Annotated in this window: 15 protein-coding genes; 7 read left to right on the top strand and 8 right to left on the bottom strand. The window is 61.3% G+C overall.

The window, feature by feature from the left end:
* Window positions 1-37: 37 nt before the first annotated feature.
* The 3 genes from FHX16_RS09970 to FHX16_RS09960 are packed head-to-tail and all read right to left on the bottom strand — an operon-like array spanning window position 38 to window position 4,109.
* Entirely contained in the window at window positions 38-1,510 is a 1,473-nt protein-coding gene (locus FHX16_RS09970; protein ID WP_183861807.1) for an amidohydrolase family protein, read from the bottom strand.
* On the bottom strand, window positions 1,500-2,696 hold the full coding sequence (locus FHX16_RS09965; RefSeq protein WP_183861805.1) for an amidohydrolase: 1,197 nt from the start codon (window positions 2,694-2,696) through the stop codon (window positions 1,500-1,502). Before FHX16_RS09965 ends, FHX16_RS09970 begins: the two co-directional genes overlap by 11 nt.
* A gap of 48 nt (window positions 2,697-2,744) precedes the next feature.
* Complete coding sequence (locus FHX16_RS09960) at window positions 2,745-4,109, bottom strand: amidohydrolase family protein (RefSeq protein ID WP_183861803.1); 1,365 nt, start codon at window positions 4,107-4,109, stop codon at window positions 2,745-2,747.
* Window positions 4,110-4,268: 159 nt separating this feature from the next.
* On the opposite strand from FHX16_RS09960, the gene FHX16_RS09955 reads away from it, so the two are divergent.
* The 7 genes from FHX16_RS09955 (at window position 4,269) to FHX16_RS09925 (ending at window position 13,130) form a co-directional block, all read left to right on the top strand.
* Window positions 4,269-5,840, top strand: a complete 1,572-nt coding sequence (locus FHX16_RS09955) for an ABC transporter substrate-binding protein (protein WP_183861801.1) — start codon at window positions 4,269-4,271, stop codon at window positions 5,838-5,840.
* Window positions 5,841-6,044: 204 nt separating this feature from the next.
* Window positions 6,045-7,010, top strand: a complete 966-nt coding sequence (locus FHX16_RS09950; protein WP_183861799.1) for an ABC transporter permease — start codon at window positions 6,045-6,047, stop codon at window positions 7,008-7,010.
* Complete coding sequence (locus tag FHX16_RS09945) at window positions 7,010-7,909, top strand: ABC transporter permease (protein WP_183861797.1); 900 nt, start codon at window positions 7,010-7,012, stop codon at window positions 7,907-7,909. Before FHX16_RS09950 ends, FHX16_RS09945 begins: the two co-directional genes overlap by 1 nt.
* The gene (locus FHX16_RS09940; protein WP_183861795.1) at window positions 7,909-9,633 is read left to right on the top strand and encodes an ABC transporter ATP-binding protein; all 1,725 of its coding nucleotides are present in this window, start codon (window positions 7,909-7,911) and stop codon (window positions 9,631-9,633) included. Before FHX16_RS09945 ends, FHX16_RS09940 begins: the two co-directional genes overlap by 1 nt.
* A gap of 12 nt (window positions 9,634-9,645) precedes the next feature.
* A complete protein-coding gene (locus FHX16_RS09935) occupies window positions 9,646-11,088 on the top strand; it encodes an amidohydrolase family protein (RefSeq protein WP_183861793.1) in 1,443 nt (480 codons plus the stop codon).
* 71 nt (window positions 11,089-11,159) lie between these two features.
* Window positions 11,160-11,879, top strand: coding sequence for an aspartate/glutamate racemase family protein (locus tag FHX16_RS09930; RefSeq protein WP_183861791.1), 720 nt, complete (start codon window positions 11,160-11,162; stop codon window positions 11,877-11,879).
* A 27-nt stretch (window positions 11,880-11,906) separates the two neighbouring features.
* The gene (locus FHX16_RS09925; protein ID WP_183861789.1) at window positions 11,907-13,130 is read left to right on the top strand and encodes a cyanate transporter; all 1,224 of its coding nucleotides are present in this window, start codon (window positions 11,907-11,909) and stop codon (window positions 13,128-13,130) included.
* Window positions 13,131-13,160: 30 nt separating this feature from the next.
* On the opposite strand, the gene FHX16_RS09920 is transcribed toward FHX16_RS09925, so the two are convergent.
* The 5 genes from FHX16_RS09920 to FHX16_RS09900 are packed head-to-tail and all read right to left on the bottom strand — an operon-like array spanning window position 13,161 to window position 19,045.
* Window positions 13,161-14,099 carry an alpha/beta hydrolase gene (locus tag FHX16_RS09920; protein ID WP_183861787.1) on the bottom strand — a complete coding sequence of 313 codons (939 nt, stop codon included), beginning with the start codon at window positions 14,097-14,099 and terminating at the stop codon, window positions 13,161-13,163.
* A complete protein-coding gene (locus FHX16_RS09915; RefSeq protein ID WP_183861785.1) occupies window positions 14,096-15,721 on the bottom strand; it encodes an ABC transporter ATP-binding protein in 1,626 nt (541 codons plus the stop codon). Before FHX16_RS09915 ends, FHX16_RS09920 begins: the two co-directional genes overlap by 4 nt.
* Window positions 15,722-15,724: 3 nt before the next feature.
* The gene (locus tag FHX16_RS09910; RefSeq protein WP_183861783.1) at window positions 15,725-16,558 is read right to left on the bottom strand and encodes an ABC transporter permease; all 834 of its coding nucleotides are present in this window, start codon (window positions 16,556-16,558) and stop codon (window positions 15,725-15,727) included.
* Window positions 16,559-16,571: 13 nt separating this feature from the next.
* Window positions 16,572-17,528: an ABC transporter permease gene (locus FHX16_RS09905; protein ID WP_183755463.1), complete on the bottom strand. Its 957-nt coding sequence runs from the start codon at window positions 17,526-17,528 to the stop codon at window positions 16,572-16,574.
* Between the two features lie 11 nt (window positions 17,529-17,539).
* Window positions 17,540-19,045: a carnitine 3-dehydrogenase gene (locus FHX16_RS09900; protein WP_183861781.1), complete on the bottom strand. Its 1,506-nt coding sequence runs from the start codon at window positions 19,043-19,045 to the stop codon at window positions 17,540-17,542.
* Window positions 19,046-19,080: the final 35 nt, after the last annotated feature.

Raw genomic sequence — 19,080 nt, 5'->3', positions numbered from 1 at the left:
GGATTGCCTTCGCCCATCCCGATGATCCCAACGTTTTTCATGCTGTGAGCCTCTGATACGTGGGAGGAAAGATCTCGTCGATCGCAGGATGACGCCAGGTTCTCTCGGGATAGCGTGCCACGAGGCGCTCAAATTGCGCCTGCGCACGCTGATGTGCCGCCTCGAAATCGAAGCCCGGGATTCGGCCTTCCGCCATCACTGTGCGCCCGTTGATGATGACGGAGTGAACGTCGCGCCCGCATGCGGACGTCATGAGGCAGGCGATGGGGTCGATGATCTCTCCGAGCCGATCGTTCGACAGGTCAACGACGACGATGTCCGCCGCGGCTCCCGGTTGCAGCCGTCCAAGGTCAGGGCGGTGAAGTGCGTCGGCGCCGCCGATTGTCGCTGCATCGTAGAGGTCGGCCGACCTCGGAGTGTCGATTTCGCCTGCCATTACACGACCGAGCATCAGGCCGAGCTGCATGTTCAAGATCATGTCGGGTGGCCAGGTATCGGTGCCCATGCCGATCCGCAAGCCGCTCCCGCGGAGACGGGAAAGATGATCGAGGGCGGCTCCATGTCTTGCCATCACCAGGGGACAGTGGACCAGCGTTGCGCCGGCTCCGGCGATGATGTCGAGATCATTGCGATCGGCGTGGGTCCCATGCGGCAGCAGCGCTCGTTCGGAGAGAAATCCGATCTGCTGGAGCCAGCCGGCACTCGTCATGCCGAAGCGACGCCGGATTGTCTCGACCTCGAATGATGACTGGCAGCAATGGAGGCGAACCGGCACATCAAGATCGCGTGCTGCTTCTGCCGTTCTCCTCAGGAGGTCGGCTGTCCAGAACTCGATCCGGTCGGGAGATAGCATCGTGCGGACGAGCCCGCCGCTGCGGTTTTCGTGCGTGGCACAGAACTCGATTGCTGTCTTGAGCCCTTCGACGCCGCGAAGTTCGTCTATCTCGACGACGATACTGCCATCGGGTTCGACGACGGAATGACCTGCCCGAAAGGCCGGCCCGAGATAGACGCGAAGTCCGAGGGATTCCGCCGCCTCGGCCGCGGAAGCGAATTCTTCCGGGGTCTCGTTCCACTCGCGATAGAAGAGCGAGGCGATGGGAAGCGCGGTGGTGATGCCGTTCCGGATCAGTTGGGCGAAAGCATACCGCTTCTGAAACGCCAACTCTTCGGGGTCGAGCATCTCGACTGGCCCCGCATCGACATAATCGCGCGGCCAGACGCGTCCCTTCTTCCAGCCGGGCTGATGATCGAGGCCGAGCACGCCGGTGTCGAGATCCGAAAGCGCGTCCAGGTCGATAAAACCCGGACCGATAAGGGCCATGCCGTGGTCGATGCGGCGCGCGACCGGGCCTTTGTAGTGATGGCCGACAAAGACGATCCGGCCACTCTCGTAGACGACTTCGCCGTTCTCGAAAAGGACATGGCGGCCGTTCTGATGTCCGACGACCCAGCGTGCACTCAAAAGCGTCGGGCCGGCCTCTTTGGTCCTCCATGCGTCATTTGACATTCGGCAGTTCCTCGCTCATCACGCCGTCACGTACGACGACCCGTCCGCGACGGATGACTGTGCGCTTCTGCGGCGTCAGTGCGACCGCTTCGGCGAGCGTTCGGGCTCGAACGAGCACAAGGTCACCCCGGCAGCCCGCAGAGAGGCCGTAATCCGTTAATCCAATGCCTTCGGCGCCACCGAAAGTGCAGATGCTCGCCGTGTCCCTGAGGTCCGCGTCGTTGGTCATGCCGTTGCGTTGTGCAAGATATTTGGCGCGCTCCAGCATGTCGCCGTTGCCCCACGGCTCCCAGGTGCCCTGGATACCGTCGGAGCCGGAGGCGATGACAACGCCGGACTGGCGCAGGATGCGGAGTGGCAACGCCGGCGCCGACGGGCTTCCGACTGTCATCACCGCTATACGCTCCGCTTCCAACGCATCGATGAGCGAACGCTGCCGCCGGCCGTCGAGCATGCCGAGGCAATAGGCGTGGCTCACCATTACCCGGCCCTGCAGGGAAAGTGCGCGCGTGCGCTCCAGAATCAGTTCGAGGCAAAAGGCGCCCAGGTCTCCCGGTTCATGCAAATGAATGTCGACTGGCTTCTGATAGCGTTCGGCAAGGGCAAAGATCGCGTCGAGATGGCGCACGGGATCGCGGTCGATGCTTGCCGGATCGATCCCGCCGACGACGTCGGCACCGGCTTTCAGCGCCTCTTCCATCAGAGCAAGCGTGCCCTCGCGAACCAGCATGCCGCTTTGCGGGAAGGCGACAATCTGTACATCGACAAGGTCCTTGAGCCTGTCGCGGGTTTCGATGACGCCCTCGATGTTGGCGATGCCGATTTCCGTGTCCACGTCGACATGGCTGCGGATGTGCATGACCCCGAACGCCAAAGTCTGCATGATCTGGCGTGCAGACTGGCGGCGTGCATCAATGCCGAGCTCCCGCTTGGCACACCGGTCGACCAGAATCCGGTCGTTGCGGGTCGGGCCGACGCTGTTCTCGAACCAGTCCATGCCGATCAGCGTCTTGTCGAGGTGGGTGTGCGCCTCGACTAGACCGGGCAGCGCGATGTGGCCGCTCCCGTCAATTTCAATTGCCGGCTTCTGCGCGGGGTTCTGCGCAAGCCAACCGTCACGGATATAGAGGTCAGCCGGTGCGCCACCGAGTGGGCTGACGTTGCGGATAAGAATGTCTGCAGTCACGGTCGTCTCCCTGGTCTGCCTGCCATTGCCGATATTGCCTCTTCGCCGTCAGGCAAGCTGCGCTCGTCCCATCATCGTCCGGAAAGCCCTACCTGCACGATGGAGGATCGCGTCCTCGTCATGATCGACGAGCTTGCGTGAGCGCATCAGAACGCGACCACCAACGATCGTTGTGTCCACGTCAGCGCCGTTTGCGAAGCGTGCGATCCTCTGCACGGGATGCGCAGGTGGCCAGAGGTGTGGTTGACGCATGTTGACGAGGATGATGTCGGCGCGCTTGCCGGGCTCAAGTGAACCGATTTCGTGTTCCATCGATAGTGCTCGCGCGCCCTCGATCGTTGCCATTTCCAGCAGCTGCATCGGTGGCAGGACACGGTCGTCCCGGAAGTGCCGTGCATGGTAGCGATGAGCCTGAAACATATTCCGGAACATATCGAACGAACGGTCGGGGGCGGCGGCATCCGTACCCAGCGACACGGTGATCCCCTGCTCGATCAACTCCGGGGCAGGGCAGCGACCGGATACAGACATCAGTGCGCTCGGATTGTGGGCCACCTTCGCGCCGCTCTGCTTCAAGACGGCGATGTCTTCCTCTGTCAGGTCGATGCAGTGGGCAAGAAGCGAGCGTTCATCGAAAAGCTCTAGCGCAGCTGCATTGGCAGCAATGGAGCCGGAGCGATGACCGTCTTGAACGAGCAGTGTACTCTTCTCGCGTGCAAGATCTCGCAACTGTCTTGATAGATTGTATACAGTTTGATTCTGCAACTCGCTGGCATCGAAGACGGGAAGGGACATTGCAATCCGAATGCGATCGTCGCGTTTTGCCCACTCCTCGGCTAGCTCCGCACATACGGCCAATTGCGCCTCGGTAGAGACCGGGGTCTCAACGAACGCATCTCCGGTGTATGTGCGATAGACGTGCCGTTGCGGTCGGTTTGGCCCGATGGCGAGGACCTCGCGCACACCCATGTCGAGGATCGTGGCAAGATGAGCACGGGCGGCTTCGGGCGCCTCCGTGCGCATGATATCCGGGCCGCCGCCGAAGAGGAGCGCGGCCGTGGTGGTCCCGCATTTTATCCGCTCCAGGGCCGATAACGCCGCCTCGGCGGCCCAGAATTCGGTATCCGTCGCCTGCGCGTAGACGCGTCCGGTCGTATCCATCCATTGTTCAGAGCCATCGCCCAGCCCTTTGGTCAAGGTGTGGCCGGCATGCGCATGCGTGTCGATGAGGCCTGGCATGACCACCATGCCCGTGGCGTCCATGCGTTCAGCGTCTGCGGGCGCGGCAATCGCGCCGTCCGATATGGCCGAGATTCGTCCGTCTTCGATCAGCAGATGTGCCTTTTCCAGGACACGCCGTTCCGGGTTCATGGTGATGACGACACCGTTCTCGATCAGCAAAACCTTCGCCATTGCGGCTCCTCCCTCAAGAATATTTGCGAGCATTTTGTACACAATCAAGCAAAATCGAATATTGCGCTTGATATTGTGCACATCATATGTACTTTAATGCTCGGGAACAATCGTATCCAATAAGATGACAAATATGTATACCAAAAATGGGAGACTGATGTGAAAGACTATCTGAAGACCCTCCTGGCAGGGTTGGTAATCCTGGTGCCATTGGCGACGCCGTCGCTTGCAAAGACCCTGCGTTGGTCGTCGGCCGGCGATGTCATCTCGTATGATCCGAACGCACAGGTCGACAGCTTCACGCAGAGCGTGCACCACATGGTGTTCGATCCGCTGGTGCGCCGTAACAAGGATCTCGTGCTCGAGCCCGCGCTCGCAACGTCATGGGAAGTCGTCGAGCCAACACGCTGGCGCTTCCACCTTCGCCAGGGCGTGAAGTTCCACGAAGGGCAGCCCTTCAATGCTGACGATGTCGTTGCGACGATCCAGCGCCAGATTGATCCCGGCGCGCGCAACCGCGAGAACCTCTCCGCCGTCGTCGGCGTCGAGAAAGTCGATGACTACACGGTCGACCTGATCCTGCGCGGCCCATATCCGCTTCTGCTTAACGATCTTGCGGCAATCTACATCATGAGCAAGCCGTGGATGGAAGAACATCAGGCGCTGAAGCCCGGCAATGCCTCCACTGGCGTCACGACCTATGCCAGCAACCATGCCAACGGCACCGGCGCCTTCAAGCTGGTGACCTACGAGCCTGATTCTCGTTCCGTCTTTGCCGTCAACGAAAACTGGTGGGACAAGCCGCAGCATAACCTGACCGGCGTCGAGTTCCGCCCCATCGCGTCGGACGCAACCCGCGTGGCCGCTCTGCTTTCCGGCGAACTTGACATGATCGCGCCGGTTCCTTTGCAGGACATCGACCGGATCGGTAGCACCCCGGGTCTGAAGGTCGTCGAGAACCCGTCGCTTCGCGAGATCTTCCTTGGCTTCAATTTCCGGCCGGAACTGCATGCCGCACCCGGCAAGCCCAATCCGCTGCTCGACGTGAAGGTCCGACAGGCCCTCTGGCACGCGGTCGACGTCAATGCGATCCAGAAGCGATTGATGCGTGGCAAGTCACGCGTCTCCGGCATGCTCGTCGCCCCCGAAGTCACCGGTTACGATCAGTCGATCGACGTGCCCTTGCCCTATGATGCCAAGAAAGCGAAGGCTCTGCTCGCGGAAGCGGGATATCCTGACGGCTTCAAGGTTGGCCTGGCCTGCCCGAACGACCGCTACATCGCCGACGAGCAGATCTGCCTGGCGATCGCGTCCATGTGGGCCAAGGTCGGCGTGCAGGCGGATGTCGCTGTCGAAAGCAAGACAACGTATTTTCCGCGTATGGATAAGGGCGATCTCGACGTCTACATGCTCGGCTGGGCCTCCCTGCCTCCGATGGACGGCTATAGCGTCCTGCAGGCGCTCCTGGCGACCAACGACGGCAACTACGGCGGCAGCAACCCGAACGGCCTTTCCGACGCAAAGATCGATGCCCTGACCAAGTCAGCGTCTGTCGAGCTCGATGAAGGCAAGCGCGTCGGTATGCTGAAGACCGCCTTCCAGATCGCCCATGACCAGGCGTTTTACCTGCCGCTGCACCAGCAGCCGGTTGCCTGGGCGATGAGCGACAAGGTGGAGATTCCGCAGTTCGCTGATGAGTACGTGCGCCCCTGGTTCGCACAGCTGAAGTAAACCAGCCGCTTCCGTGATCCCGAGTGACGCAAGGACCTCGGGATCACGCGTTGAATTGGGTGATAAGCCCTATCCAATGGGACGACGCACGATGGCGTTCGTCAGGCCGGTTCGATCCGTTCCGCGTTCGGACGAGGGAACGGAATACGCAAAGCAGCGCAGTTTAGCCGATCGGCCGAGCGCGCTCCTGCAAGGTACTTTCTGATGTTCAGGATTCTATCGGTAAGGCTGCTTCAGGCCATTCTGGTGATGGTGGCCGTCACGGCCATTGCTTTCATCATGTTCCGGTTCGTCGGCGATCCTGTCGCCGCGATGGTTCGGGAAGGCGCAACCCAGGCCGAGAAGGACGCGCTTCGCGCCACCCTCGGCCTCGACAAGCCGCTCGTCGTGCAATTCATCGAGTTTGTCGGTCGGGTGCTGCAAGGTGACTTCGGCACGAGCTTCCGCTACCAACAACCGGTTGGCGTCCTGCTGCTGAGCAGGCTTCCGGCGACGCTGGAACTCGTGCTTGTCGCCACCGTCATGTCGCTTGCGGTCGGCATCCCCCTCGGTGTCGTCTGTGCGCTGAAGCCGAACGGCTTCTGGTCGCGGCTGACCCAATCGCTGACGCTTGTGGGCATTTCCATGCCGACCTTCGTCACCGGGTTGCTGCTCATTCTCATCTTCGCGGTCAATCTGCGCTGGCTGCCCTCATCGGGGCGCGGCGATCTCGTCGATCTCGGCTTCTGGCAAACCGGCTTCCTGACGATCTCCGGCTTGAAGTCCCTGATCCTGCCGTCGATCACGCTCGCCCTGTTCCAGTTGACCCTGATCATGCGTCTCGTCCGCTCCGAGATGATCGACGTGCTCTCGTCGGACTACATTCGTTTCGCCTTCGCGCGCGGACTACCGCGCTCTTACATCTATGGGCGTCTGGCGCTGCGCAACGCGCTGATGCCTGTCGTCACAGTGACTGGCCTGCAGATCGGCCAGCTCATCGCCTTCGCGATCGTCACGGAAACGGTGTTCCAGTGGCCCGGCATGGGCCTGTTGTTCACTAATGCCGTTGGCTATCCGGACATTCCCGTTCTTTCGGCCTACCTGCTGTTTGTCGGCTTCCTGTTCGTGCTGATCAACATGATCGTCGACATTCTCTACACCTTCATCGACCCCCGCTTGAGGACACGATAATGGCCACGCAAGCTCGTCTACTGCATAGGCTCCCGCCGGTTTCCGTGATGATTGCCTGCCTCGTTCTGGCGATCATGCTGGTGCTTGTGATCTTCGCGCCGATGATCGCGCCAATGGATCCCCGCGATGTCTCGTCCTACTCGCTGATGGACATGGAAATCCCCCCGATCTTCATGGAGGGCGGCGACCCTCGCTTCTTGCTCGGTACTGACAACCAGGGCCGCGACCTGGTTTCCGTCATCCTCTTCGGCCTGCGGATCTCGATCCTCATTGGTATCGGGGCGGTGTTGTTCGCTGCTGCCGTCGGCGTCGCGCTCGGCCTCATCGCAGGCTTCTTCGGCGGCCTGGTCGACGGCATCGTAATGCGCATCGCCGATATTCTCGTCAGCTTCCCGACGATCCTGGTGGCGCTTCTGATCAGCGGTATCGCACGCGCACAGCTGGACGCAGATACCGTTCTGACCTGGGCGCCGCTCATCCTGATCGTCGCGATCGCGATCAACGAGTGGGTTCAATATGCCCGCACAGTGCGCGCCTCCAGCATGGTCGAGATATCGAGGGACTATGTCCGCGCTGCCAAGGTCATCGGCCTGCCGCCACGCCGTATCATGCTGCGCCATATCCTGCCCAACGTGATGAGCTCGGTGATGGTCATTGCGACGATCAATCTCGCCGGCGCGATCCTGACGGAGGCGACATTGTCGTTTCTCGGCGCCGGCATGCCGCCGACCTATCCGTCGCTCGGCACGCTGATCCGCATCGGCAACCAGTTCCTGTTTTCCGGCCTGTGGTGGATCGCCGTGATGCCGGCCACTGTCCTCGTAATTCTCGTTCTGGCAGTCAACATCATCGGTGACTACCTGCGAGATCGCTTCAATCCCAAACTGATGGCACGCTGATGAGAAACGCTACGCAACCTGTCCTGGAGATCAGGAACCTGCGGGTCGAATATCCGCTCGCCAACGGTGAGACCCTCGCAGCCGTCAACGACGTCAATCTGACGATCGAGCCCGGCGAAATTCACGCCTTGGTCGGTGAATCCGGCGCCGGCAAGACGACCGTCGGCAACGCGCTGATGGGCCTCCTGCAGGCTCCCGGCAGGATCGCATCCGGCTCGATCGCCATCGCCGGCAAGCCGATCGATGTTCGTACCGGTCGTACCGCGGGCATCATTCCCGGCCGCGATGTCGGCGCGATCTTCCAGGATCCGATGACGAGCCTCAACCCGCTCTTCACGGTCGAGAGCCAGCTGTGCGAGGGCATGCTGACACATCTGAAAATCGGCCGGCGAGAGGCACGCGCCAAGGCCCTCGGCCTCATGAAGGCCGTTGGCATTCCGGAGCCGGAGCGCCGGCTCGGCAGCTATCCGCATCAGCTGTCGGGTGGCCAGCGGCAGCGTGTGGTCATCGCCACGGCGCTCGCCTGCGATCCGCAACTGATCGTTGCCGACGAGCCGACGACGGCGCTCGATGTCTCTGTGCAGGCTCAAATCCTTAGGCTGATCCGCGATCTCGCCGACGTGCGTCGGGTGGGTATTCTGCTGGTCACGCACAATATGGGCGTGGTTGCAGAGATCGCCGATCGCGTCACGATCATGCAGAACGGCCATATCATCGAAAGCGGACCAGCGCGCGATGTGCTCACATCGCCGAAGGCACCCTATGCTCGCACGCTGATATCGGCCGTACCGCCGATCGACACGCGGCTGAAGCGTCTGCCGGTTCCGAGCGAGGAGACCGAAACCACGCTCCAGGCCCGCGAGGCGGTCCGCACGAAGAGCACAAGCCGCGGCGGCGCCAAGCAGACAGACGTCGTTCTCGACGTTCGTAACCTGTGCGTCGAATATGGCAGCCGTTCCTTTATGCCTGGCAGCAAGTCGTCCGTCTTCCGTGCGGTCAAGGACGTCTCATTCGATGTTCGCCGGGGCGAGATATTTGGCCTCGTTGGCGAATCCGGCTGTGGCAAGACCACCGTCGCGAACACGATCGCCGGGCTCGTCACGCAAACCTCGGGCAAGATCGAGTTCCAGGGCACCGAGCTTGGCGCGCGCCGTGACAAGTCGGTTCGCCAGTCGCTGCAGATGGTGTTTCAGGATCCGTACTCGGCGCTCAATCCGCGGCTGCGGATCAATGCGGCCATCGCTGAGCCGATCCTGTTCTACAAGCTCGCCTCGACGGCGGAGGAAGCGCGCCTTGACGCGAAGACTCTGCTGCAAGCGGTCGGTTTGCCGGGAGACGCCGGTGCCCGGTTCTCGCATGCCTTTTCGGGAGGCCAGCGGCAACGCATAGCCATCGCAAGAGCGTTGGGGCCGTTGCCATCCATGCTGATCTGCGACGAACCAACCTCGGCACTCGACGTCTCGGTCCAGGCGCAGATCCTCAATCTCCTCAAGGATCTGCGTGATCTCGCCGGCCTCTCTATGCTGTTCATCAGTCACGATCTGGCGGTGATCCGCCAGATGTGCGACCGCGTCGCCGTGATGAAGGCGGGAGAGATCGTCGAGTTGGCCGATACGGAGACCCTGTTTTCGGCACCGCGACACGACTACACGCGCGAACTTTTGCGCCTGGCTCCTTCCCTTGATCGCATTCTCTCCAAAGAGAATGCCGTCGCCAGTCTGTGAGAATTTGAAACAATGGCAGACATTCTGATTAGAAACGGCGCCGTGATCGCCATCGACAACGAGCGGCGGATCATTCCCGATGGGGCCGTGGCCATCGAGGGCGACCGCATCGTCGCTGTCGGCCCCTCGGAGGAGGTTGCAAGGGATCATCCGGCGCGGGAAACGATCGATGCCGGTGGTATGGCAATCATGCCCGGGCTGGTCGACAGCCATGCGCATGCCGGGCATGGCCTCATCAAGACGATGGGCGGCGGGCGAAGCGACCTCTGGTATCGCGCATGCCAGGGCGCCTACACGGTCGGTTCGACGCCGGAATTCTGGTTTGCCGAGGCGCAGCTTGCGGCCTTGGAGCGCTTGCGCTTCGGTGTGACGACGGGCGTTTCTTTGCTCGGCGGCGGCGATTCTGTCATGCGCACCGATGAGCCGGTCTATGGCGACGCCCATATGGAGGGCGTGCTTGGCGTCGGCACGCGCTCGGTCGTTGCCGTCGGCACGACAAGGCCGCCGCAACCTCTGACTTATGCGCGCTGGGAAGACTCCGTTCGCTTCGACCATGCTGTCTCGTTCGAACAGCAGCTTTCAACGTGCCAAACCCTCGTTGATCGCTGGCATCGCACTCACGAGGATCGTCTGCATGTCGCGCTGCTGACGCCAACGCTGCATCAGGAACACCTCGATGCTCGCGGCGCCGAGGATGCGATCGCGCAATCGCGCAAGGTCAAGCGCCTGGCCGACGAGCGCGGTTTGCTCTTCACCCAGGACGGTCATACCAGAGGCAGCGTTCGCATCGCACGCGAGATCGGGATTCTCGGGCCGCGCACGCTTCTCTCTCACGCCACAGGAGTTGATGACGGCGAAATCGCAATCTGCGCAGAGACAGAGACGCGCATCGTTCACAATCCAAGCGCGGTTGCTTCTATCCTGGCGCGCTGTCCGGTTCCCGAGCTTCTCGATGCCGGTGTCGTCGTTGCAATAGGCTCCGATGCGACGGCGCCTGATCGTTCTGCGGACATGTTCCGGCACATGCAGCAATGCATGCATTACCATCGGACCCATTTCCACGATCCGAGCTGGCTACCGCCGGGCAAGGTCCTGGAAATGTGCACGATCGATGCGGCACGCGTTCTTGGTCTCGACCATGAGATCGGATCGCTGGAGCCCGGCAAGAAGGCGGATATCATTCTCGTCGATCTGCGGCGCCCACACCTCTATCCGGCGAACATGCCGGAGTTCCGGGTGACCTATTTTGCCAACGGCAACGATGTCCACACCGTTCTGGTTGGCGGTCGCGTGCTGCTCCGCGACCGCAACCCCGTAGGCATTGACCAGGATGCTGTTCTCGATGCCGCGCAGCGCGAGACAGAGATGTTGATCGACCGGTTGGGGCTGCGGGATCTCTTGGTGACACCTGACATGTTCTGGCGCCACAGCCGCGATACTAGCCTCATCGAATAGGGCGCCTCGGCAGTCCGTTCGACGGGTTGGCGACGGCAGTCTCTGGCTTGAGCGACATCAGGAATTCTCTCATGACACGCATCGGCATTATCAATCCCAACTCGACATCGTCCATGACGACCGCAATCGGCGCTGCGGCCTTGAGGGCCGCGCATAAGACGACTGAAATCATTGCTATGCAGAACGATCGGGGCCCGGCTTCCATCGAAGGCGCCGTCGATGGGGCGAGGGCTGTCCCCGGCCTTCTCGATTGCATTGAACGGGCCGAACGCAGCGGCGCGATGGATGCCTATATCATCGCCTGTTTTGACGACACCGGCCTTGATGCCGCGCGCATGCTCACCCGCAAGCCGGTCATTGGCATCGGCGAGGCTGCCGCGCGGATCGCCGCGATGATTTCCAGGCGCTTCACCATCATCACGACGCTGCCGGTCTCGATCCCTGTGCTTGAAGACAACCTCGTTCGCTACGGCCTTGCATCGGTTGGGACAGTACGGGCGTGCGGCATTCCGGTACTGGGACTGGAGGCGGATCCGAGTGCGGCACTCTCGACCATAGGCGAGGGGATCCGTGATGCGCTTCGCGTGGACCGCTCCGGTGCGATCGTTCTGGGATGTGCCGGTATGGCCGACATGGCGCAGCAACTATCCGACCGTCATTCGGTCCCGGTGGTAGAAGGCGTATCCGCGGCGGTCCGACTCGCGGAGCTGCTGACAAGCCTTGAATTGCAGCCGCGAGCGACTCCACACGGCGCTACCCCACATTGCAGTCACGATGTCGGCCCGAGGTAAAGCGTCTTTGCAATATTGGAACATCAAATGCTGAAGGTCACCCAGGCTGCCGGCGATCGGCATTGGCCGATGCTACTCCTTGTCATGTTGATTGCAGTGAACCTGCGGCCATTCCTCACCGCGCCGGCGCCGGTCGTTGCGAATATCGTGGCCGACACGGCAATGGGCTACAGCATGCTTGCGATGCTGACCTTGTTGCCGATGTTGCTGATGGGCGTCGGCGCATTCGTGGCGCCTGGCATCCAAGCTGCGATCGGCACACGCCGCGGCATCCTTGCCGCCCTCGCGTTGTTGACGGTAGGCTCTCTGCTGAGGCTCGTCGCACCCGGGGGCCTTTCGTTCATCCTGACGGCGGCGCTCTGCGGCGTCGGGGTGGCATTCATTCAGGCAGCGTTCCCCGGCATCATCAAGGCAAAATTCCCGGGCAGCGTGCCTGCTGTCACCGGCCTCTATTCGGGTATGCTCATGGGCGGTGGCGCGGTCGGTGCGCGGCTGACGCCGGCCCTCGTCAACAATGGATACGATTGGCGGACCGCGCTTGCCTGGCTGGCGGTACCCGCTGCGATCGCATTTTGTGTGGCATTCCTTGTGCTGTCGGACTCCAAGGCGTCCAAACCCGACAAGGATCTGACAGGTCTGTTGCTGCGCCGTCCGCGCACCTGGACATTGATGATCGCGTTTGGTCTGGTAAACAGCGGGTATTCGTCGATGGTCGCTTGGCTCGCGCCCTACTATCAAGCGCACGGCTGGTCGAACGCTGAGAGCGGCAATCTGGTCGCGATCATGGCGGTCAGCCAGGCCGTCTCAGCCCTTCTTCTGCCCAACCTGGCGCGCCGCAGCATCGATCGCCGCGGCTGGTTGCTGGTGACCCTTCTGATGCAGGCCATCGGTTTTGCGGGGCTGGCATTTCTTTCGGGAATGCTGCCGGTCCTGTGGGTGGCGATTTGCGGCGCTGGGCTCGGGGGAAGTTTCTCCCTTGCCATTGTCACGGCGCTGGATCATCTGCCACGGCCGGAGCAGGCCGGCGTTCTCGTCTCCCTGATGCAAGGAGGTGGCTTTCTGATTGCATCGCTTGGACCCTTTGCCACATCCTTCCTCCACGGCATGACCGGCAGCTTTGCCAGCGGGTGGATCATGCACCTGGCGTGCCTCGTGGTCGTATTTGCTCTCTACGTACGCTTCAGTCCCCGGAGCTACGAGGACGCCATCGGCCTGACTTTTCCGGCCCATGCCAGCATTGGCTCGGCATAGGACCGAAGGTGTGCTCGCAACGAGCCTCGCCTAACCGGCAAAGTCGGGCGTGAGGGAAACGTTCTTTGCCATCTCTTGTAGCGCGCGGCAGATTTCCTCGAATGCAACGCGAATTCGGCGGCTCATGATGCGGCCGCGCAAATAGCCGTGCACGAGTTGCTCGTGGTTGCGCCAATCGGCATCGACGCCTGCGGCTATCAGGCGCTCGACATAGACCTTCCCGTCGTCGCGCAGCGGATCGACATCAGCGGTGAATACCCGTGTTGGGGGCAGGCCCGAGAAGTCCTTGGCCTTGAGAGGCGATACTTCCTCCAACTCCTGATCCGATGGCTGCTCGGAGCCGGAATAGGCGACGCGATAGCCGGCGAGATCGGAAGTGCGCAGCAAGGGTGCTTCCGCGTTCTCTATGTAGGACGGCCAGGAGTGGTCTCCTCCGAGGCCGGGATAGATCAAGAGCTGCGCTATCGGCATCGGGCCGGTGAGGCGCCGCATGCGCAGGGCGAGCGCCGCGCAGAGATTGGCGCCGGCGCTGTCGCCGACCGTAATCAGTCGCGGCGTTTTCACCGCAAGATGACGCCAGACCGTTTCAACGTCATCGATCGGAGCGGGATAGCGGTGCTCCGGCGCAAGACGGTAGTCGACGGCGGTCAGATGCATGCCGGTGCTGCTTGCGATTTCGGCACAAACGTCGTCGTGGCTTTCCAGGGAACCGACGACGAATCCGCCGCCATGACAATAGAGAATTGAAGGCCGGCCATCGCTGGCATGAGCCGGTATGTAGTGCCGCACCGGGACATGATTGACGGCAGTGTCGATGACGCTGATATCCGTGGGACGAGGCTGGCGAAAGACAGCACACATCGCATCATAATGGCGGCGGTTGTCCGCGGCCGAAGCGACATTCGAATCCGCGGGATAGGATGCTTCCGTCTTGGCGATGAAGGCCAGGATTTCAGGGTCGTCGATCATTTCGGAGATGCTCCTGCTTCCAGGCGGCGGGTCAGCCAATCCGGATCCATGTCCGGCACCGAGGCCAGCAAGGTCTTTGTGTAGGTTTGCGCCGGCCGTTGCAGCACATCCCTGACCTTCCCCTGTTCGACAACCCGTCCGCCTTGCATGACGGCGCAGTCGTGCGAAATGGCGCGAACCGCCGCCAGATCGTGAGTGATGAACAGGTAGGAGACGCCGGTCACTTCCTGGATCTCTCTCAACAGCCGCAGTATGCCTTCGGCGACGAGCTGATCCAGTGCCGACGTCACTTCATCGCAGATGATGATCTTGGGTTCGGCCGCCAAGGAGCGCGCAATGCCGATGCGCTGCTTCTGCCCTCCTGATAGCTCTGACGGAAGGCGATCCGCGAACTTGGCGGGGTCGAGCTCCATCCGGTGCATCAGCTCATCGACCTTGTGGTTGCGCGCGGCGCCCGTGAGGCCGAGATAGAATTCGATCGGCCGGCCGATGATATCACGGACCCGTTGGCGCGGATTGAGCGCGGTGTCGGCGTTCTGATAGATGATCTGGATTTGCCGCAACATATCCCGGCTGCGTTGCTTGAAGCTCGGGGGAAGAGGTTGCCCGTCCAGCAACACCTGGCCGCTGTTAGGCTCCAGAAGGCCAGCCACGACGCGAGCAGTGGTGGATTTGCCTGATCCGGATTCGCCAACGAGTGCAAGCGTGCGACCGCGATGGAGTTCGAGGCTAACATCCTGCAGTACCTTCAATCTGCCGTAGGATGCTGTGACGGAGTCGATCTTCAACAACGGCTGGACGTCGATTGCCGGCGAAGGTTTATCTTCCGCCTCCATCGAGCGGACTGACCACAGGCTCTTGGTATAGGCTTCCTTCGGCTCCGTGAGCATGTCGCGTGTGGATTGGTCTTCCACCTCGCGTCCGTGCAAAAGCACTTTAATTCGATCCGCCATTTGCGCCACAACGGCCAGATCGTGGGTGATATAAATCGCAGCCGTACCGAACTGGCGGACTGCATCGCGGATCGCGGCCAACACTTCGATCTGCGTGGTCACGTCGAGCGCCGTTGTGGGCTCGTCGAAGATGATGAGATCAGGCTTGCAGGCCATCGCCATCGCGGTCATGGCGCGCTGCAACTGGCCACCGGAAACCTGATGCGGGTAGCGCCAGCCGATGATGTCGGGTTCGGGCAAACGCATGCGGCGATAGAGGTCGACGGCCTGCCGTTCCGCATCATGCCTGGTCAGAAGGCCATGTGTCACCGGCGCTTCGGCATATTGATCGATGAGGCGATGCGCCGGGTTGAAGCTCGCTGCCGCCGACTGCGCAACATAGGCGATGCGCCGGCCCCGAAGCTTGCGCAGAAAAGCTTCGCTGCGGCCGACGAGTTCCTCTCCATCGAAACAGACCGAGCCGGCGCTGATACGACAGCCGTTGCGGGCATAGCCCATGGCCGCAAGTCCGATCGTCGACTTACCGGCGCCGGATTCGCCAATCAGGCCCAGCACTTCGCCTCGCCTCAGATCGATATCGACACCATGGACGATCTCGGTCCACGCACCGTCGATCTGTGCTTCCATCTTCAGGCCGCGAATTTCCAAAAGCGGTTTTGCGTTGCCCATCGTCTAGTCCTTCAAGCCGCTGGAGCGATGCAGCATCCAATCGACGACAAAGTTGACCCCGACTGTGAGCAGCGCGATGGCCCCGGCCGGCAACAGCGGCGTGATGTCGCCGAAGCTGATCAGGGAGGCCGTTTCCTTGACCATGCTGCCCCAGTCCGCAGTCGGTGGCTGCAACCCGAGTCCGAGGAAGGACAGGGCAGAAATGCTCAGGAAGACGAAGCAGAAACGCAGGCCGAATTCCGAGATAAGCGGCGGAAGGATGTTGGGCAAAATCTCACGACGGATGATCCACCATAGGCTCTCGCCTCGCAGATTCGCCGCTTCGACGAATTCCATGACGACCACGTTCATCGAAACGGCACGTGTCAGACGAAAGACGCTGGTCGAGTCGAGAATGGCGATGATGAATATCAGATTGACCATTCCGGTGCCGAAAATGGTCAGCAACAACAACGCAAAGATCACCCGCGGTATCGCCATGATCACATCGACGATGCGCGACAACACCTCATCCGTCCAGCCTCCCAGAGTCGCGGCCAGCATTCCGCCTGCGCCGCCGATCAGGAAGGCAAGGACGGTGGTCACGAAAGCCACGCCGATCGTATTGCGGGCACCGAAGATCAGCCGGGAGAGCATATCGCGCCCCAGGCCGTCGGTTCCGAGCACAAACATGGAACTCCATGGTTCAAACTCGCCGCCGGCAACTTCAGCTTCGCCGTAGGGAGCAAGCCACGGCGCAAAGACCGCGACGACGATGTAGAAGGCGATGATAAGAAGGCCGAGACGCGCCGACCATGGGACGGTCGAGAGGCGGAGCGATTTTACAATGGCAGTCATGCGTGCTCTCTCCTCATCGCGGATGCAGCAAGCGCGGATTGGTCGCGATCGCGATGATGTCCGCAAACATGTTGAGGAAAATGTAGATCGCAGCGAAGATCAGACAGCAGCCCTGAACGACCGCGAGATCGCGTTTGGCAGCGGAATCGACGAGCAATTGTCCGAGGCCCGGATAGACAAAGACGACCTCGACCACCAAAACGCCCGTTACGAGATAGGCGAGGTTGAGCGTAACGACCGTGACGATCGGGGCGAGCGCGTTGGGCAGGGCGTGACGGCTTATCACCTTGAAGCGCGATTGTCCTTTCAGCCGCGCAGTCTCGATATAGGGGCTGGCGAGCAGGTTAATGATCGACGCTCGTGTCATCCGCATCATGTGTGCGGCGATGACAAGGGTGAGGGTAATGGCCGGCAGGAAACAGATGTAAAGCCGCTCAATGAGCGAGGTCGTGGCGTCCACGGTGGCGAGCGATGGGAATAGGCTCGTTCGCACAGCCAGAAACAGGATGAGGATATAGGCGACGAAGAACTCCGGAAAGGAGATCGAGGTCAACGTCAGGAGGCTCGAGAGGCGGTCGAACAGGCTGTTGCGCCAGAGGGCGGCCAGAAGTCCCAACGTCAGTGACAGGGGAATGGCAAGTGCTGCAGCATAGGCGGCGAGAAACAGCGTGTTGCCAAGCCGCCCGGCGATCAGTTCCCCCACCGGGCGGTTGTTGGCAAGAGACATGCCAAAGTCGCCGGTGGCGACGCCGCCTAGCCAGTGCACATAGCGCATGACCACTGGCTGGTTCAATCCGAGCTGTTCGCGCAGGGCCGCAAGCGTTTCTGGCGTTGCGCTCTGGCCGAGCAGCTGCTGAGCGGCATCGCCCGGAAGAAGTTCGATCGCGAAGAAAATGATGATCGATACCAGGAAGAGCGTCAGCAGACCGGTCGAAAACCTCTTGAGTATCAGCTTCGGTATGGGCCCCATTGCGATATCCCTTAGCTGGCGGCGGCGGATTCCATCATGATTTCACGCACCGGCTTGCCTGCATAGGCCGGAGCCTCCAGATGCCGATGGTGTTTCCACACCTCTCCCAATTTGATCGATAGTGCGAGGTCGATCGGCGAAGCAGCCGACTTTGCGGTGTCGACGTGCAGCAGCATATGCTCGCCCGTCGCCAGGAGTTCGTCCTGGGGTCCACCGTAGAGTTCGTGCACGATTCTTACTCTCTTTTGGTCGAAACCGAGCAACAGCGTTTCCACACGCAGCGGAGCTCCCATCTTCACCTCGCGCAGGTGCCTGATGTGCGTCTCGACCGTGTAGAGCGAACGGCCGCTGGCCAGATAATGCTTGTTCATGCCGATAAAGTGCAGGAAGGCATCGGTTGCGTCCCCGAAGACCTGCAGATAGCGGCTTTCGGTCATGTGGCCGTTGTAATCCACCCAATCCTCCCGAACGCGATCGGCGTGCAGCGCCAAAGGCTTTTCCGGATCGACCGTTGACTGACGCGCGTGGCTGTGTGCTTTGGCATAGAGCGCGGACTCGTATTCCTTGAGGAGGGCGCCAGCGCCCCAGTCGTTGCCCTTCAATGCCTGCATGATGGCGACGAGATTGTCGTCGCGGATGCGCTCGAGTTCGCGGATGCTGTGCTTGCCGGATTGGGCATCCGACTGCGCGGCGATGATATCGATCAGTTCGTCGGTCAGATCGGGGACGTCCATAAGCTTCGTCCAGGGCCATTTCAGCGCCGGGCCGAACTGGCTCATGAAATGGCGCATGCCGGCCTCACCACCCGCGATGCGGTACGTCTCGAACAGGCCCATCTGCGCCCACCGAAGCCCGAAACCAAAGCGGATGACGTCATCGATTTCCTCAGTCGTCGCGACGCCGTCATGGATCAGCCACAGTCCTTCGCGCCACACCGCTTCCAGAAGCCGGTCGGCGATATGGGCGTCGATCTCCTTGCGGACGACGAGCGGTTTCATGCCGATGGCGGTGAGGAAGGACTTGGCACGATCGAGATTGTCCGGCGATGTTTGGCCCGGTACCACTTCGACCACCGGAAGCAGATAGACAGGATTGAAAGGATGGGCGACGAATAAGCGCTCCGGCGTCGCGAAGCCCTCGATGAGCTCCGTCGGCTTGAATCCCGAGGTGGACGACCCGATCAACGTATTTTCTTTGGCGTGCTTCTCGATTTCAGCATAGACCTTGCGTTTCAGATCGAGCCGCTCCGGCACACTCTCCTGCACATAATCGGCATCGCGAACTGCTTCTTCGATGGATGACACGAAGCTCAAGTGGCCCTTCGGCGCCATGGGAGCGAGGGTCAGCTTGCGATAAGCGCGTTCGGCATTGGCGAGAACTTCTCCCACCAAGCGTTCGGCCTGCGGATGCGGGTCGAAGACCTTGACATCGTAGCCGTTGAGCAGAAATCGAGCGATCCAGCCGCCGCCTATGACGCCGCCACCGATCGCTGCGGCGGATTTCACCGTGCCAGTCATGTTCACCTTGCCAGATTTGAGATGGAGCAGGCGCC

Origin of the sequence: Rhizobium sp. BK661, assembly GCF_024808825.1 — a bacterium.
Classification (GTDB): Bacteria; Pseudomonadota; Alphaproteobacteria; order Rhizobiales; family Rhizobiaceae; genus Rhizobium.
This window is presented reverse-complemented; position numbering and strand designations above follow the sequence as displayed.

What these genes read in the sequence shown, in the direction of transcription:
- FHX16_RS09970 (WP_183861807.1), bottom strand. Translation starts at nt 1,510, where the DNA reads ATGTCAAATGACGCATGGAGGACCAAAGAGGCCGGCCCGACGCTTTTG.
- FHX16_RS09960 (WP_183861803.1), bottom strand. Translation starts at nt 4,109, where the DNA reads ATGGCGAAGGTTTTGCTGATCGAGAACGGTGTCGTCATCACCATGAAC.
- FHX16_RS09950 (WP_183861799.1), top strand. Translation starts at nt 6,045, where the DNA reads ATGTTCAGGATTCTATCGGTAAGGCTGCTTCAGGCCATTCTGGTGATG.
- FHX16_RS09945 (WP_183861797.1), top strand. Translation starts at nt 7,010, where the DNA reads ATGGCCACGCAAGCTCGTCTACTGCATAGGCTCCCGCCGGTTTCCGTG.
- FHX16_RS09940 (WP_183861795.1), top strand. Translation starts at nt 7,909, where the DNA reads ATGAGAAACGCTACGCAACCTGTCCTGGAGATCAGGAACCTGCGGGTC.
- FHX16_RS09935 (WP_183861793.1), top strand. Translation starts at nt 9,646, where the DNA reads ATGGCAGACATTCTGATTAGAAACGGCGCCGTGATCGCCATCGACAAC.
- FHX16_RS09930 (WP_183861791.1), top strand. Translation starts at nt 11,160, where the DNA reads ATGACACGCATCGGCATTATCAATCCCAACTCGACATCGTCCATGACG.
- FHX16_RS09925 (WP_183861789.1), top strand. Translation starts at nt 11,907, where the DNA reads ATGCTGAAGGTCACCCAGGCTGCCGGCGATCGGCATTGGCCGATGCTA.
- FHX16_RS09920 (WP_183861787.1), bottom strand. Translation starts at nt 14,099, where the DNA reads ATGATCGACGACCCTGAAATCCTGGCCTTCATCGCCAAGACGGAAGCA.
- FHX16_RS09915 (WP_183861785.1), bottom strand. Translation starts at nt 15,721, where the DNA reads ATGGGCAACGCAAAACCGCTTTTGGAAATTCGCGGCCTGAAGATGGAA.
- FHX16_RS09910 (WP_183861783.1), bottom strand. Translation starts at nt 16,558, where the DNA reads ATGACTGCCATTGTAAAATCGCTCCGCCTCTCGACCGTCCCATGGTCG.
- FHX16_RS09905 (WP_183755463.1), bottom strand. Translation starts at nt 17,528, where the DNA reads ATGGGGCCCATACCGAAGCTGATACTCAAGAGGTTTTCGACCGGTCTG.
- FHX16_RS09900 (WP_183861781.1), bottom strand. Translation starts at nt 19,045, where the DNA reads ATGACTGGCACGGTGAAATCCGCCGCAGCGATCGGTGGCGGCGTCATA.